General features: G+C 37.4%; 10 protein-coding genes and 1 pseudogene. 6 read left to right on the top strand and 5 right to left on the bottom strand.

Features of this window, described 5'->3' with window-relative positions; all coding sequences use genetic code 11:
* The 3 genes and pseudogenes from D5R40_RS00850 to D5R40_RS00840 form a co-directional block, all read right to left on the bottom strand.
* Window positions 1-1,040, bottom strand: a 1,040-nt coding sequence (locus D5R40_RS00850; protein ID WP_124154127.1) for a tetratricopeptide repeat protein, incomplete at its 3' end; no start/stop codon positions are given.
* Window positions 1,041-1,660: 620 nt separating this feature from the next.
* Window positions 1,661-2,314: pseudogene (locus D5R40_RS00845) on the bottom strand (cytochrome b N-terminal domain-containing protein).
* Between the two features lie 575 nt (window positions 2,315-2,889).
* Window positions 2,890-3,846: a bestrophin family protein gene (locus tag D5R40_RS00840; RefSeq protein WP_124146227.1), complete on the bottom strand. Its 957-nt coding sequence runs from the start codon at window positions 3,844-3,846 to the stop codon at window positions 2,890-2,892.
* An 803-nt stretch (window positions 3,847-4,649) separates the two neighbouring features.
* Between D5R40_RS00840 and D5R40_RS00835 the strand changes: the two genes are divergently transcribed.
* On the top strand, window positions 4,650-9,149 hold the full coding sequence (locus D5R40_RS00835) for a protein kinase domain-containing protein (protein ID WP_124146226.1): 4,500 nt from the start codon (window positions 4,650-4,652) through the stop codon (window positions 9,147-9,149).
* A gap of 71 nt (window positions 9,150-9,220) precedes the next feature.
* Here the strand turns inward: D5R40_RS00835 and D5R40_RS00830 are convergent, their stop codons facing one another.
* Both D5R40_RS00830 and D5R40_RS00825 read right to left on the bottom strand, forming a co-directional pair.
* Entirely contained in the window at window positions 9,221-9,616 is a 396-nt protein-coding gene (locus D5R40_RS00830; RefSeq protein ID WP_240041521.1) for an AMP-binding protein, read from the bottom strand.
* 110 nt (window positions 9,617-9,726) lie between these two features.
* Window positions 9,727-11,235, bottom strand: a complete 1,509-nt coding sequence (locus tag D5R40_RS00825; protein WP_124146228.1) for a UbiD family decarboxylase — start codon at window positions 11,233-11,235, stop codon at window positions 9,727-9,729.
* 810 nt (window positions 11,236-12,045) lie between these two features.
* Between D5R40_RS00825 and D5R40_RS00820 the strand changes: the two genes are divergently transcribed.
* From D5R40_RS00820 to D5R40_RS00800, 5 genes are all read left to right on the top strand, one after another.
* Window positions 12,046-12,288, top strand: a complete 243-nt coding sequence (locus D5R40_RS00820) for a helix-turn-helix domain-containing protein (RefSeq protein WP_124146224.1) — start codon at window positions 12,046-12,048, stop codon at window positions 12,286-12,288.
* A 137-nt stretch (window positions 12,289-12,425) separates the two neighbouring features.
* Window positions 12,426-13,016 carry a hypothetical protein gene (locus D5R40_RS00815; protein ID WP_124146223.1) on the top strand — a complete coding sequence of 197 codons (591 nt, stop codon included), beginning with the start codon at window positions 12,426-12,428 and terminating at the stop codon, window positions 13,014-13,016.
* Window positions 13,017-13,030: 14 nt separating this feature from the next.
* The gene (locus tag D5R40_RS00810) at window positions 13,031-13,780 is read left to right on the top strand and encodes a hypothetical protein (RefSeq protein WP_192901161.1); all 750 of its coding nucleotides are present in this window, start codon (window positions 13,031-13,033) and stop codon (window positions 13,778-13,780) included.
* 355 nt (window positions 13,781-14,135) lie between these two features.
* Window positions 14,136-15,074: an ATP-grasp domain-containing protein gene (locus tag D5R40_RS00805; RefSeq protein WP_124146222.1), complete on the top strand. Its 939-nt coding sequence runs from the start codon at window positions 14,136-14,138 to the stop codon at window positions 15,072-15,074.
* Between the two features lie 492 nt (window positions 15,075-15,566).
* Window positions 15,567-16,475, top strand: a complete 909-nt coding sequence (locus tag D5R40_RS00800) for a DUF1350 family protein (protein ID WP_124146221.1) — start codon at window positions 15,567-15,569, stop codon at window positions 16,473-16,475.
* Window positions 16,476-16,480: the final 5 nt, after the last annotated feature.

Here is a 16,480-nt window from a genome sequence, read left to right as displayed (position 1 = left end):
GTACTCTCCTCCACAGACACATCTGGAGATTTCTCAATTTCTGTCTGTGATATTTTTGCAGTACTCTCCTCCACAGATACATCTGGAGATTTCTCAATTTCTGTCTGTGATATTTTTGCAGTACTCTCCTCCACAGATACATCTGGAGATTTCTCAATTTCTGTCTGTGATATTTTTGCAGTACTCTCCTCCACAGATACATCTGGAGATTTCTTCATTTCCGCATCATTTTTTTGTTTCTGTGGTGAAGTCTTCTTTACTGATCGACCTCTCTGTAAATACTGATGTAACACACTTTTCATAGGTGAGTTAGCTGAACTAGGAGATTTTTTCATCTCCACATCATTTTTTGATTTCTGTAGTAAAGTCTCCTCAGCAGATACATCTGGAGATTTCTCTGTCTCAATCTCAGTCTGTGGTGCTTCTGTTGTTGTTTCTTCTGTTGTTGTTTCTTCTGTTGTTGTTTCTTCTGTTGTTGTTTCTTCTGTTGTTGTTTCTTCTGTTGTTGTTTCTTCTGTTGTTGTTTCTTCTGTTGTTGTTTCTTCTGTTACTGCTGCACTCTGACTCTCTATCAGAGAAAGCAGATACTCTCGTTTTTGATTAGCTTCATCATAATCAGGATTTATTGTTAGTGCTTCCGTGTATGAGGCAATAGCTTTTTCACAATCTGCCATTGCCTCATATACAAAACCTCTATTGTAATAACTATCAGCATCATTAGGATTAAGTCTAAGTGCTTCATCTAAGTCAGCGATCGCTTCGGTATAATACCCCATTTGAGAAAGAGCTAAACCACGATTATTATAAAAATCGCTATTACTGGGATTAATTTTAATCGCTTCGCTATAATCAAAAATTGCACCTTGATAATCTTCTATTTGATGCTTGGTAATACCTCTATTGTAGTAAAGATCTGCATTACTTGATTCCATCTCTATCACTGTCGTATAATCAGCGATCGCACCATAATAATCTCCCCATTGGTAACGAGCTAGTGCCTGCTCATAAATAACTGCAATATCAATTTGATTATTTTCCATCTTGTTTACTAATTTTCTTCAATTAATTTTTTATCCTTTACCATATAGTAAATCATCTATGTTAAATATTTTTTATCAATGTCAAAAAAATTCATATATTGGCCAAAAATTTCCCATTTTTTATAATACTTATACTATGATTAATAGTATAATAATATTTTACTTTGAACAAATAAAAAGATAGTAATATCACTTCCGGTTGAATACTTATAAATAAGTTAGTAGGGAGGGGGGAGCTAAGAGAGGCGAGAATAGAGAGATTTGCCCTGTGTAACGAGGATAGGTTTTTTCATCACTAATTATCCGGACTTGATATAAATCATTCAAAATCAACAGAAGGAGAACAATTACATTAAACCCTCTTTTCTCTCAAAGATTTTCATCTACAAGTTCTCAAAGTAGGACTAATTTTATAGCAAAGAATGGGTTGTTTAAGACAGAGATTGATGATGAATCTTAAGTGAAGAAAGGTTTTTCCCACTATTGCTTGTTGCCTGCTTTGAAATAGCAATCAGCAATTTCTATTCCAAAAGAAAAATCTCTCCAGAAGTCAATCTGAAGAGATGAAATAAATGATTGAATTACTATTTTTTCAGGGAACAGTTTTGTGCTGATTCTATCTATGATGCTGAAGCATTGAAACTTTGTCCTGCTTCCTGCTGTTCATTATTATCTGATTGATTTTTTTGATCCTGAACTGACTGCCAAATCAATCCACCTAAATGAGTAAATGCTAAAGCGATCGCTGACACGGACAAAAGATAACTATGTAAAGTGTACTGATGCAATACAGTCATTGTACTAATACCATTACCACCTGTTAAAATATATAGTAGTAAAGAACCAATAAAAGGAATAGTTTCTACAGTAGATAATTCTATAGAAAATCTCCAAAAACCTTCTTGAGACCAGTCAAGAATCATTGCTGTCCAACCCAAACCAATTGCGACTAAAACAAGGAAAATTCCACTAATCCAAGCAATCAACTAACTAGAGCGAAACTGCCGACTTAAAAACATAATTACTATTTGAATTAAGCCGAGAATAATGATACTGTTACCAGCATAATTGTGTAAATCTCGAATTATCCATCCGAAAGGAATTTGACTGGTAATCATTTCTAGAGATTTGTAAGCACCACCAGTGGTGGGTTGATAATTAAACGCTAACAATGTTCCAGACAAGGCAGAGATTAGAGTTAATGTCAAAATTGAGACAGCTACAATGGTAGCTAATCTCCGTAAACTCAAGGTCGAATTAATATTGTTAATCATTATGATGAGTGAAAGTCGATAAATTATTGCGGATATTAAAATTAGGATTTACCTACCTGCAACATATTTTCGCCATTGTTACCGATAGGGTTTGCGCAGCAGTCCGGAACGGAAAGCAATCTCAAATCCTAGTTTTTTGTACCTGATGCGTAAGTCCTGAAAATTAAGCAGATACAGCATTAAAGCCATGTGTGTAAAGTCTGCAAAATTAAAGATAGATAAAATCGCCACTCTGGATTTAGAGCGCTATTAACTTTATTTGTGACCGTATTATGTAAATCTTAAACATAACTTTTTTTTGTTGCAATTTAGGCAAAATTATCAAACATAATTAATAGCGATCGCTCATACCACAAAACGCAAATTAATTATGTATAAAATTATACTTTTATTAAGATAGATAAAAAAAAAGCGTTTCGGTCCGGAATGCTCCGCAAATAGCAATTGCTGCAATCAGAATTTTCTAAAGTCATGCTCTGCAAACAGCTTAGATTTATACTGAGACCGAGAGAAATGCAATTTCAAAGAGGATTTCAACCCAAGCTGATAGCTGAAAACTTTTAGTCCAGAACTAGTTAAAAATTATGGGTTTCTAAATTAACTGATATACGTTTCCAATGTCTAACACTAGGAGCTAAAGTAATTAAATCTTCAATATTGCGGTGCATTGCAATACAAATAGCATCTAAAGGTAAATCATTAGGGTCGTAACCGAAAGGATTTTCTATTTCTAGAGCAATTTCTTCAATTCCAAATACTGTAAAACTGATTAAGGCAACTACTATACCAGTCCAAAAATGAAACTCATTAACTATTTGAAATGGTAATGATAAACAATAAATTAACAATAATTGCCTTAGATGAATTGAATATGCTAAAGGAATTGGTGTATTTAAAATTCCCTCACAACAAGTTAATGCTTCAACCATTCTATCCAACAACTTAAACATCGCAGTAAGTTGATAAGGATTAATACAACCACGTTCATATTGATGCTGGAGATAATCACTAATCCAAAAAGCAATATGAATAGGAGGATGATTCATTTTTTTGAGCTTTTCATACCACTGTTTAGGCATATATCCCTCTAATTCTCTATTTACACTCTGACGGCGCAAATATAATTTACTAGCGATAGCAAAGGCTACTAATAACCTGATTATTTCCTCTTTTACTTTTCTATCTGCTGGTTCATTTTCTTCAACAGAAACCCAAATTTGTCGGGCAAAATTACGAACTGTATTAACAATTTGCCCCCACAGTTGCCGACCTTGCCAGAATCTTTCATAAGCAGTATTTGTTCTAAAAACTAATAGTAAACCCAAAACTAAACTAGGAACAATACTACTTTTCGCCGGCAAAGTCACAGGAAAATTAAAATAGTTAAGTAAAGAAATCAAGCCACCAAAAAATCCGCAGAATGTCACCCGAAAAATAATAGCTGGAATGACCGAATATCGCATTTGCAGAATAACCGTCAACCATTCTCGCTTTTCCCTATAGCGACCATCTATCACGCTGTTTGTAAACATATTAATTTAGCAAAATTTAGACAGATCGAAATAATCTGTGCATTCATACACACCCAAATTAATCTTACTCTCCTTTTTCTATCAGATAAAGGAAGGCTTCAAAAATGATAACTCTTGGGTTATATTATGTCCAGTCAATTAGCCTTGAAGGAGTAGTCATATCATGTCCGTTTAATTAGTTATAATAAAGTTCTTAGGTCGTAGGTGTAAATTCAATAGGACTTACGCATTACAAGGTATTTTCGTCATTGCGACCGACAGGAAAGCAATCTCAAGCCCTAGTTTTTCGTACCTCATGCGTAAATCCTGTTCAAGTGAGAATACTGGAAAGGGAGCACAAATTTGGGATATTCCTTCAACATCGCTTCAATAGAACATTTTTATTATACTTAATTATCCGGACATGGTATCAGTAGGACTGAGAATGGGGTCGATGGGAATTTAAGCAATCGCATTAAACCTACAACTTTCTTCAATCTGTTTGTATGTCCAACCGTATATATGTTTTTTTTCATGTATAATTTTTAATATACAACCATATAATTACTGATAACTAAAATAGTGTTTGGTGTTTATAGTGTACTAGAGCCAAAATTTTACGCATATTTCATTATTGACTCTTTCCCAATTTTCTTCACCAGAGTTTTTTTTTTGACAATTGTTGATATTATAGAAGAACAAAAGTTAAGCTATATATCCTATTTATTTATTAGCTGTTAAGACTATTCGGTCTGAGTCACTTTTTTCTTTTCCAAGCTACTTTGAAATACTGCTGCTGGACAATTCTGAAGAAAATAAAAATTATGCTATATATCCCTGGCTATTCAAATTTACAAACCTTATACCGAGGCAACAACAGCATAATATATAGGGCATTACAGCAGTCCGATCGCACCCTAGTTCTCCTCAAAACACAAATTTCTGAATACCCAGCTCCAGAAGAAATTGCGCGCATCAGACATGAATACAACATCCTCAAAAACCTCAACTTTGAAGGAATTGTCAAATCTATAGACCTGACCCACCAGGAATATCGCCTCATCCTCATCCTCGAATACTTCAATTCCCTATCTCTCAAACAACATATAACAGACTCATTGATCGCAATTCCTCAATTTATCAACATAGCCATCCAACTTAGTGACACCCTAGATAAAATACACCAACAACAAATAATCCACAAAGATATTAAACCCCACAACATCCTGATCGATCCCACCACACAAAAAATAAAAATCATCGACTTCAGCATCGCCACCCGTCTAAAAACAGAAACTCAGGCCATCATCAACCCAAGTTATATAGAAGGCACTCTAGCCTATATATCTCCAGAACAAACTGGACGCATGAACCGCTGCATAGACTATCGCAGTGACTTCTACTCCTTAGGTGTCACCTTCTACCAAATGCTCACTAAACAGCTTCCCTTCTATAGCAATGATCCAATGGAAGTCATCCACTCACACATAGCTAAAACCCCTATCTCCCCACACCAAATTAACCCAGAAATTCCCATTGCTATATCCTTAATAGTGATCAAACTGCTATCAAAAAATGCTGAAGACCGCTATCAAAGTGCCCTCGGATTAAAAGCAGACCTTGAATATTGCTTGAGTAAACTACAAAGCATCAAAAGACTTCAAGCCTTTACTCCAGGGAAAAAGGATAAAAAAGGTCAATTTAGTATCCCCCAAAAGCTCTATGGTAGGAAAACAGAGGTCAGCCTCCTCTTGGAAGCTTTTGGTCGTGTAAGCAATACCGATGACGAGAGCATCAGTCAATGCAATAAAGAAATCATTCTAGTTACAGGTTACTCCGGGATCGGTAAAACCAAAGTAGTTAACGAAGTACATAAACCCATAGTTAAAGCCAGAGGCTATTTCATTGGTGGCAAATTCGATCAATTCAAACGGGACATTCCTTATGCTGCTATCAGCCAAGCTTTTCAACAGTTAATCAGTCAGTTACTTACAGAAACTACACTAAAAGTTGCCGAATGGAAGGAGAAACTATTAACCGCATTAGGAGAAAATAGTCAAATCATCATTGATGTCATCCCAGAATTAGAATTAATCATCGGTAAACAAGAAAAAGTAGGCCAGTTAGGGACAACTGAATCACAAAACAATTTCAATCAACTATTTGGAAAATTTGTCCGTGTCTTTGCTCAACCAGAACATCCATTAGTTTTATTTCTTGATGATTTACAGTGGGCAGATCTAGCATCATTAAACCTGATCGAACAATTAATGACGGACAGCGAAACCAAACACTTATTATTGATCGGAGCTTATCGAGATCACAAAGTTAACCCAGTACATCCGACCATCCAAACCATAGAAAAAATCCAAAAAACCAGCACAACAGTTAATAAAATTATATTAGAACCCCTAAAAATCAATTACATCAGACAATTAGTAGCAGAAACATTATCAGAAGAAGCTACTACAACTAATGAGCGACTCACTCAATTATCAGACTTACTATACAGTAAAACCCAAGGTAATCCGTTTTTCTTAACTCAACTACTCAAAACATTATATACAGACAAATTGTTAATATTTGATTTTACAGTTGGATATTGGATGTGGGATATTGAACAGATTCAAAGTGTGGGAATAGCAGATTTAGGAGTAGTAGAATTAGTTGCTAGGAATATTGAAAAACTATCAACAACTACCCAAAAAGTTTTAAAACTAGCAGCTTGTATTGGCAATAAATTTAGTTTAGATGTATTGGCAGTTGTTAACGAAAAATCTGTAACTCAGACAGTAAAAGATTTATGGAGTGCTTTACAAATAGGTTTAATATTACCACTCACTCAGGATTATAAAATTCCCTTATTATTTTCTGAAAATGACAATTCCCGAGAATTATTATTTGATGAATCTAGAGTAAGTTATCGTTTTTTGCATGACAGAGTTCAGCAAGCAGCATATTCACTTATTCCCGAAGAAAATAGAAAAAAAATCCATCTAAAAATTGGTAAGTTGTTGTGGAAAAGTCTGCCCTCTGAGCAAATAGAAGAGAACATATTTGATCTTGTAAATCAGTTGAATATAGGGCGAGATTTCATCACAGAAACAGAGTTACAAGAAGGGTTGCTAAAATTAAATTTATGGGCAGGGAAAAAAGCCAAAGGAGCTACAGCTTATGAGGCTGCGGGTAGATATTTGAATGTGGGGTTAGAGTTGTTACCCACAAATAGTTGGGAGAGTAATTATGAATTGACGCAGGATGTTTATTTTGAGATACTAGAAGTTGAATATTTGAATGTGAACTTTGAGTCGGCGCAACAATTGTCGGAACTACTTTTGTCTAAGATTCAAAGCAATCTGGATCGAGTGAAAGTTTATGAGTTACAAATTCCATATTATTATTCTCAGAATCAACCCCAGCCAGCTATAGATATTGCCTTGTTAGCGTTAAAGTATCTAGGAGTGAGCTTACCGGCAAAACCAAATAAACGCGATGTTTTAGTGGAATTAGCTAAAACTCAATTAGCTCTAAGTAGTATAGAAATCAAGGATTTAGCAAATACTGCTATCATGAATGATTCCGAACAGATAGCAACTATGCGACTGTTAATGGCAATGATTCCGGCTGCTTTTAATGCTAATCCAGCTTTGTTTCCTTTAGCTGTATTTAAAATGGTGAGAATCTCTTTGAAATATGGTAACTCTCATCTGTCTGCTTTTGGATATGTCAACTATGGCTTAATTTTGTGTAGTATTTTGGGAGACTTTAATTCAGGCTATGAATTTGGTCAACTAGCTCTAGATTTATTAGACCGACTTAATGCTAGAGAAATTAAAGCAAAAGTATATTTTACTTTTAATAATTTTATTCGACACTGGAAAGAACATCTTCAGGAAACGATCAACCCATTACTTGAGGGATTTCAAAGTGGTCTATCAGTGGGAGATTTAGAGTTTGCTTCTTATTGTCTTTGTTTTTATACGAATAATAAATTTTGGGTGGGTGAACATCTAGATACTGTCGCTCAAACCCAAAAACAATCTATTGATGTGATGTTGAAATATAAACAAAAACTTGTTGGCGATCATCTGACGACTTGGAGCCAACTTGTGTCAATGTTGAAAGCTGAAGTGCAGCCAACAGATGATTTATTGAAGCTAGGAGAAAAATTATCTGTTTTAAAACAGGCAAATGATAGTAGAGGGATAACTAATATTTACCTATCGCAACTAATTTACTTTTATTTGTGGAAAAATTATGTGGCAGCTCTAGAAAACGTAGGAGCAATGGCAGAATATCTAGAAGGAATGAATGGGTCAATTGAAATTGTGCAATACAACTTCTACTACTCTCTTTCCCTGCTAGCTAACTACCTCACTGTCTCTCCAAAAGAACAAAAACAATACCTAAAGCAAGTCAAATCCAACCAAAAACAAATGAAAGCTTGGGCAGAGCACGGCCCCATGAACTTCCAACACAAATACGACCTAGTGGAAGCAGAAATAGCCAGAGTTTTAGGTGAAAATGAAACAGCAGCAACCTACTACGAAAAAGCAATTTCTGGATCCTCAGAAAACGACTACATCCATGAAGAAGCGATCGCCAACGAACGAGCAGCAGAATTTTATCTGTCTCTTGGCAGAGAAAAAGTAGCCAAAACCTACATGACGGAAGCCTATTACTGCTATATTAGTTGGGGTGCTACTGCCAAAATCAAAGACTTAGAAGAACACCACTCCAACCTAATTATTCGTACCCAAACAGCAGAAATAACAAAACTTGACATCACAAAAACTATATCTTCAATCACCAGCAAAACTAGCAAAAACCTCGACTTTTATACTATTATTAAAGCTTCCCAAACTATCTCAGAGGAAATCGAACTAAATAGCTTGCTTGATAAAATGATGCACATCCTCATGGAAAACGCTGGAGCAAACAAAGGAACTTTAGTTTTGAACAGCTCTGGTACTTGGGAAATTCCTATTCAATCCCTGAGCGACGACTCTGACTCATCCATCACACATCTCGATCCAACTAAAAGTTTACCCCATACTGTTATCAACACCGTCAAACAGACTCAACAAACTGTACTCATCAATCAGCTTGAAACAGAAACTACCTTCGCTGGAGATCCATACCTGATCGAACACCAGCCAAAAAGCCTCTTGTGTACTCCGATCGTCAAGCAAGGAAAATTTATTGCTCTCCTTCTCCTAGAAAACAGCCTCGCGACAGGAGCATTTACTCCAGACCGCATAAAAGTCCTCCATCTACTTATGAACCAAGCGAGTTTGTTGCAATTTAAGCAGGGTTTGCTGTAAGTGCAACATTTAACCTACTCAAAGCTATACACTGCTATATTTACCCCATATAGTAGATCGACAACAAATGTTTATCCAAGGGTTGCTCCTTTAGGAAAACCAGTGGTGCCAGAAGTGTAAACAATAGCAGCAGGAGCTTTCGGTTCCATGGAAACTGCCTTGAAATTAGAACTCCCTTTTTCGAGCAGAGTAGACAAGCTGATATCTGTATCTGTTCCACCCTCAGCAATTAAAACATTTTTGAGAAAAGCTAAATCCCCATAGGGTATTTGCTCCCTCAAAGATTCTGTTGTCACAACTGCTACTGCTTCACTATCATTGAGGATGAAGCTAACTTCATCACTTTTCAGCATTGAATTGACAGAAACAACCACGGCACCACGTTTGAGAATTGCCAAATAAGTAATGACAAATTCAGGAATATTTGGTAAAAACAAAACTACGCGATCGCCACATTTTATTCCCAAATACCGCAAACTGATCCACAAACTAACTCTAGAATTGCTACCATAAACAGCAATTCGATATTTGAAAAGCTAAAGGCATCAATCAGTTTGTGATTGAGCAATCAGTAGAATTACTGAATATCATATCCAAATAAATTCGGGTCAACTTCTCCCAAATTCAAATCATTCAACCCATATTCAGACCAACGTCTATCAACCATTGCAGCAACATCGGCATCAGACTCCAAAGCTGCACCCCACTCATGGTCAGTTTCAGGAGGGATTTTTGTAGTTGCATCTATTCCCATACGACCACCCAAACCAATTTTTTCGCTAGCAAAATCTAAACTATCAAAAGGCGTATTCGGCAAAATAAACACATCCCTAGAAGGATCGACCTTAGAGCTAATTGCCCAGACTACTTGACGCGGATCTCGAATATTAATACTCTCATCTACCACAATGACAAACTTTGTATAAGTAAACTGTGGCAAAGCACTCCAAAAAGCTAATGCTGCTCTTCGTGCCTGACCTGGATATGCTTTCTTAATAGAAATTACGGCAGCTTTGTAACTCAGAGCTTCCATGGGGAGGAAAAAATCAACAATTTCTGAAACTTGCTGTCGGAGAATAGGGGTATATATCCGGTTAAGAGCGATCGCCATCATTGCTTCTTCTTTCGGCGGTCTCCCACTAAAAGTTGTTAAATAAATTGGGTTTTTGCGGTGAGTCATGCAGTGAAATCTAACAACCGGAGAATCTTCCAATCCACCATAATAACCCATGTGGTCGCCAAATGGTCCGTCAGGTAACATTTCCCCAGGAGTAATAGTACCTTCGAGGACAAATTCTGAATCTGCGGGTATTTCCAAATCTAAGGTTTTACACTTATTTAACTTTACCCCAGAACCACCGTAAAGTCCTGCGAATAGCCATTCTGACAAGTCTACTGGAATTGGAGTAGCAGCAGCCATAATAATTAATGGGTCTACTCCCAGAGCGATCGCTATCTCCAGTTTCTTACCATTTTCTGCTGCTTTTCGCAAATGTCGCGCTCCACCACGGACTGATAACCAATGCACGCTCATGGTATTACGAGACTGTAACTGCAACCGATAAACTCCCACATTAGGAGTACCTGTTTCACAATCTTTTGTAATTACCAAACCAAGAGTTATAATTTTACCTGCATCTCCGGGATAGGGGCGAATCATCGGAATTTTGTTTAAGTCGAGAGCGTCTCCCTCAACGACGACTTGTTGACAAGGAGGGAAAAAGTCGCGTCCTGGTTTTGCCTTAACCACATCAAATAGGACTTTACCAAATTCTACTGCTTGAGAAATCTTTTTTGGTGGTTTGGGTTGTTGCAGCATTCCGAGTTTTTTACCCAAGGTTTCTAACTCCTGGGGTTTTTCCATATTCATTGCCCAGCATACTCTTTCCTCCGTACCCAAGAGATTTATTGCTATGGGGTGGTCAGACCCTTTAACATTTTCAAATAGGAGAGCAGGGCCACCCTTCTGTAGCATTCGGTTACAAATTTCTGCTATTTCTAGGTCTGGGTCAACTAAAGCTTTGATTCGGTATAGTTGTCCTCGGTCTTCTAAAATTTTCAGGAATCCTCTTAAGTCGCGGGCCATAGTTTTATTAATTTTTGTTAAACAACGGTATGATATCACAGGAGTCATATAAGTTATCAGTTATCAGTAGGTAGAAAGGAATTTTTTTTTAATCTGAAGAGTATGTCAACCATCAACCAAATTTTACCTCTACCCGCTCTACAAAAGCTTTGTTATTTAATCATTGGCGATTTTATAGCGCTGCGCGCAGGCAACAGCTCCGGAAGGCAACAGCGGTGCGACCCCGCGACTATGCCAGCTCGCTTGCGGAATGCGCACTCCTGTGAGGCAATAGGGGGAATAAAAATCTGTTTGCGCAGCATCTCCGTTGGAATAATATAAGACTTTTCGCTATTAGACATCTCCGAAAATTAAAAATCAAATCAATTATCATCCAGAAATCATCTATTCTTTCTTCCTGTTCCCTGTTCCGGTGTTCCCTGTTCCCTCTTTTCTGGAGATGTCTATTGGACAATTCCTACAATTTATAAATATGCCAGCGCACATTGCTATATATCATGTGCTCCCTCCGGGGGAGCTACGCTAACGGGTGATTAGTTATAAAAAAAACATACCTCTAGCTTCAAAGGCAAATCTGTCGATTTTTTCTACTCCTGTACGGGCGTTTCATGTCGCGGAGCGTTAACGGCCAACCGAAGACGATCTTACTGCATACCTATGGCAGTTTCAAAAATATGAAAACTAATAGGACTTACACAGCAATTAAACTTTACCCTACAGGATACTCTACCGCAGTTAGGGAATAACACTTAAATTGTGAGTAAGTTCTGAGTAGTATAAATGACAAGTTCTAATTTGGAAAAAATTTTTATGTCCAAAACTATAGCGATTTCACGAATAGAAGCAGAAACTCAAGAAATAGACCCTTTAACATTACTTTATATTAGAGAAGGATTAACCAGAGATTCCTTAGCTTTAATGTTAGGAGTGGCTAGAGATACAGTAGACAAATGGGCAGCACAAAGAAGGCAACCATCTCGGCCTATTCGTCGTCTTGCTGCAGAAATTTTGGCACGTTGGCAACGTGATCGCCTTACCGATAGAAAAATGTAAATCACTTTTAGGTTTTTGTCCTACACAGTTAATAATTATCAGGCTAAGGTAGATACAGGTGAACAAAAAACACCAAAAAAAATCAAAGTTATCAAATATGATTGATAACCAACACTACTTTTTGTTGAGGATAAATAATGCTAGTTTCAACTTTTGAACTACTCTTAAAAAAGATCACTCCTACTCCGGGAAATATTCCTAATTCTGACCGTCAAGTTCTCCAAGGTTACTTTTTAACTATTGCTAATCCTAATAACACTGACTTGAGGCTTCGACTCCAATTTACAGCGACAACACCTAATTTAAATGTAGCTGATACTATTACTATTCGTGATGTAGCAGGTGCTAACGTATTTGGCAATTTAATTCCCACCCCAGACCCTCGTAAATTCACTCTTGATGTAGGAATAGCTGCCCACGATACAGGATTAGTGATTTTACAGCCAGATATTACTACTCTCGATCCACAGGTAGATGAAGTCGAAATTCGTGGATTTGTGGAAATCTTTTTGCGCGCTCCTGCTGGTAATTTTAATTTGCTACTAACTCCCGAACACCGAGGCACATTTGTCAATAATAATCGACCTCGTCGTGCTGACTTTGACCAACTGGTTTATGCTCTACCAACTCCTAATGGAGGTAGTCTATTTCAACTAGCAACACAAGAAGCGTTCATATCTTCTCAAGAGCGCCCTGTTGTTGGTGAAACTGCTGTTAACAACGGATAAAAAGGAGTAGAGTAGTGCTTGTTGTTATTGCCAATAGCTATGACAAGTCTGCTCGGTCTTTTGTTGAACATTCGGTAAGTGATGGTGTAACGCTACTAACCCCTGAAGATTTATCAGTGGTTGGGTGGCGACACCATCTGGGAAATGCGAAAAATTCTACGGCGGTAGTGGGAGGAAAAATTATAGAAGTTGCACAAATAACAGGTGTGTTAACTCGCCTCCCTGTAGTTTTTCCAGAGGAACTTTTTCATATTGTTCCCAACGATCGCTCTTATGTAGCTGCTGAAATGACAGCATTTTTGGTTTCCTGGTTAAATACACTAAAATGCCCAATGCTCAACCGACCGACACCAACTTGTCTACTTGGATCGAATTGGCGATCGCCCCAATGGATTTATGCTGCTGCTCAAGTGGGGATGTCTGTGCGTCCTCTGCATCAACATATTGCTTTAGGGAAGGAAAGTTTGCCAGAGGTAATTCCAGAAAATTCAGCAACAGTAACTGTTATTGGTAAACGTTGTATTGGTGAAGTTGACCCCACCTTAGCAAATCAGGCAATAACTCTTGCTGATGCTGCTGGAGTTGAGTTATTGACTGTTCAATTTAGTCAAGCTGATGCTAATGCAGAATTTATTGATGCTAATTTGTGGACAGATATTTCTCAACCAGCGATCGCTACTGCCATTCTGGAGTATTTTATAGAAGAAGGCAGAAGGCAGGAGGCAGAAGGCAGGAGGAAAAACCTTGCTTTGTCTTACTTTTAACTTTTTTAGGACTTACGCATGAACGCTATTAGTAGTAGAATGACACGTCTAAAAATGTAGGTTGGGTAGAACGAAGTGACACCCAACAAATCCTGATTCTGGTTGGGTTTATCCTAGCGGATAAGCTGGCGCTAACCTACGTCAACCAAACCAGAATCAGGATTTGTTGGGTAGAACGAAGTGACACCCAACAAATCCTGATTCTGGTTGGGTTTATCCTAGCGGATAAGCTGGCGCTAACCTACGTCAACCAAACCTACGCTTATTGCACTAGGTCATGCTGCACAAACAGCTAGAGGTGCTGATAACTGATAACTGATAACTGAAATGACCGCTTTTTTAACGAGGAAAAAAAATGTTAATTCTGTTGTGGGGATTACCTGGAGATTCACCCTTAGCAGCAGTACAGAAAGAATTGCAAAATTTAGGTATACCTCATGTACTGCTCAACCAACGAGAAATTATTGAAACCGAAGTTAAGCTTTCTGTAGGGGAAAAAATTACAGGGGAAATCTGCACTCCTACTGACAAAATAGACTTGAATGCAGTCACAGGAGTTTATTTGCGTCCCCACGACTCTTACAAACTCCCGGAAATCATGGAAGCAGGACCTGAGAGTTATGCTTGGCAACACGCGACGGCAGTAGATAATGCTTTGTTGTCATGGGTAGAGATGACTTCTGCCTTAGTTTTGAATCGTTTTTCAGCAATGGCAGCGAATAATTCTAAACCGTATCAATTACAGCAAATTCGTAAGTTTGGGTTTCAAGTCCCTGACACTTTAGTTACTACGACTCCCAATGCGGTGCATGAGTTTTGGCAAGACCATGGCAGTGTGATTTACAAATCTGTCAGTAGTACCCGCAGTAAGGTTTCTCAGTTACGACCGGAGCGCGCGGAACGTTTAGATAATGTTGTTTCTTGTCCAACTCAATTTCAGCAATATATACCGGGTAGGGATTATCGGGTTCATGTAGTGGGTGGAGATGTATTTGCCTGTGCTATTAGTTCTGCTGCAGATGATTATCGTTACGCGGGAGTTACCAATGCTCCTGAAATTTTTAGTTATCGTTTACCGGAAGATATAGAAAATAAATGTAGAGTAATGGCGGCAGAAATGGAATTATCTTTAGCTGGCATAGATTTGCGAGAAACTCCAGAAGGTGAGTGGTACTGTTTTGAGGTTAATCCTTCTCCAGGATTTACATATTATCAGCAAGAAACAAATCAACCTATTAGTAATGCCATAGCTAGATTATTGGCATCGGGAAAGACCGTTTCACGCAAGTTATAAGTCAAAAGTTAAAAGTTAAAAGTCAAAAGAAAGATTTTATCAACTCAGAACTTTGATACTACAGTAATTTACGGAAGTTATTTAACATTTAAAGTTTGAAACTATTTGTGACATCTTTAAAGTGAATTGGTATAGCTACATTGCTGCTGAAAGGATAAGTAATGTTATGTCCGTTAATAGCGTTCAGAAAAAACTTTCTTCTCCTCCTCCTTCTTCTTCCAGGACTTACGCAAAATATCAAATTATACGCCATTTGTAGGGATAAATTGCCATTCGCCCCTACTAGATAGCGGTGCGACCCCGCGTCGGCGTCAGACGCAAGGGAACGCGCACCAAGAGATGGTGGTTATGCGTAAGTCCTCTTCTTCCCTCCTGTACTTCGCCTATCCGACAGTCCCCTACCTGATTTCTGACTCCTCCGTCGTTATTTATAGCGCTACGCAAATACGCTCTGTTCCCTGTTCCCTGTTCCCTGTTCCCTACTATAAAACTATGAATTTAAAATTTACACCACTTTCTTTCAGTTGGGTCGCACTTCACCCTCAACCTCGTGGAATTATCCAATTTATCGGCGGAGCTTTTTTTGGTAGTTTCCCAACGATTTTTTATCGCTATTTCTTAAGTCAAATGTATGCTAAAGGATATAGCATTATTGCTTTACCTTTCCGCTTTAGTTTCCAACATTGGCCTATTGCTATTAGTTTATTAAAAGAACAAAGTATTTTAGCAAAAGCTATGCCAGAACTTGCTGAAAAATTAGGTTATAAAAATAATATCTATACTGACAAATCAAAATATTTTTGGGTTGGTCATAGTTTAGGCTGTAAATATATTGTGCTGCTAGAATTCCTGAGTGAAAATGGATGGCAAGACAAACTCAGAAAATATGCTGATGCTCGCGAGGTAGAAAAAGTAGAAAGAATTTTCCATCAAATTCATCCTAGTATAACTACTATTTTAAATCAGCATTCTTTGTTAATAGCTCCAGATATTAGTGACACAAATAGCGCTATACCTGTCCCTGCTTTAGCAAAATTAATAGACCGAATTGGTTTAGGAGCAAAACCCAATCGAAAACAAAGCCAATCTTTGATTAAACATAGTGATTTATTTCAGTTAATTTCTATGATTTCTTTTTCTAAAGATACTGTTGCAGGGAGTATCACAGATCGAGAAAAAAGTAAAGAAATTCAAGATAAAAGTGATGTACTTTGGTTAATAAATACCTTAAAAAATAGAGGGTTATTACATCAAGAAATCCAGGGAAAACATTTAGAACCAGTGGGAATAAAAGTAGGCAACTATATTGTTGATTTGAATCCTTTAGATAAATTTATTCAGCCAATTGAGCGCAGATATTTAGAACAAGTAGCTTTACATTTATTGGATAATAATAGGTGATACAG

The sequence above is a fragment of the Okeania hirsuta genome (genome assembly GCF_003838195.1).
Classification (GTDB): Bacteria; Cyanobacteriota; Cyanobacteriia; order Cyanobacteriales; family Microcoleaceae; genus Okeania; species Okeania hirsuta.
Note: the sequence above shows the minus strand (reverse complement) of the source record. Positions and strands in the feature narration are given on the sequence as shown.

Bases quoted from the DNA above. Each gene is read 5' to 3' on its own strand.
- D5R40_RS00840 (WP_124146227.1), bottom strand. From the start codon at position 3,846: ATGTTTACAAACAGCGTGATAGATGGTCGCTATAGGGAAAAGCGAGAA.
- D5R40_RS00835 (WP_124146226.1), top strand. From the start codon at position 4,650: ATGCTATATATCCCTGGCTATTCAAATTTACAAACCTTATACCGAGGC.
- D5R40_RS00825 (WP_124146228.1), bottom strand. From the start codon at position 11,235: ATGGCCCGCGACTTAAGAGGATTCCTGAAAATTTTAGAAGACCGAGGA.
- D5R40_RS00820 (WP_124146224.1), top strand. From the start codon at position 12,046: ATGTCCAAAACTATAGCGATTTCACGAATAGAAGCAGAAACTCAAGAA.
- D5R40_RS00815 (WP_124146223.1), top strand. From the start codon at position 12,426: ATGCTAGTTTCAACTTTTGAACTACTCTTAAAAAAGATCACTCCTACT.
- D5R40_RS00805 (WP_124146222.1), top strand. From the start codon at position 14,136: ATGTTAATTCTGTTGTGGGGATTACCTGGAGATTCACCCTTAGCAGCA.
- D5R40_RS00800 (WP_124146221.1), top strand. From the start codon at position 15,567: ATGAATTTAAAATTTACACCACTTTCTTTCAGTTGGGTCGCACTTCAC.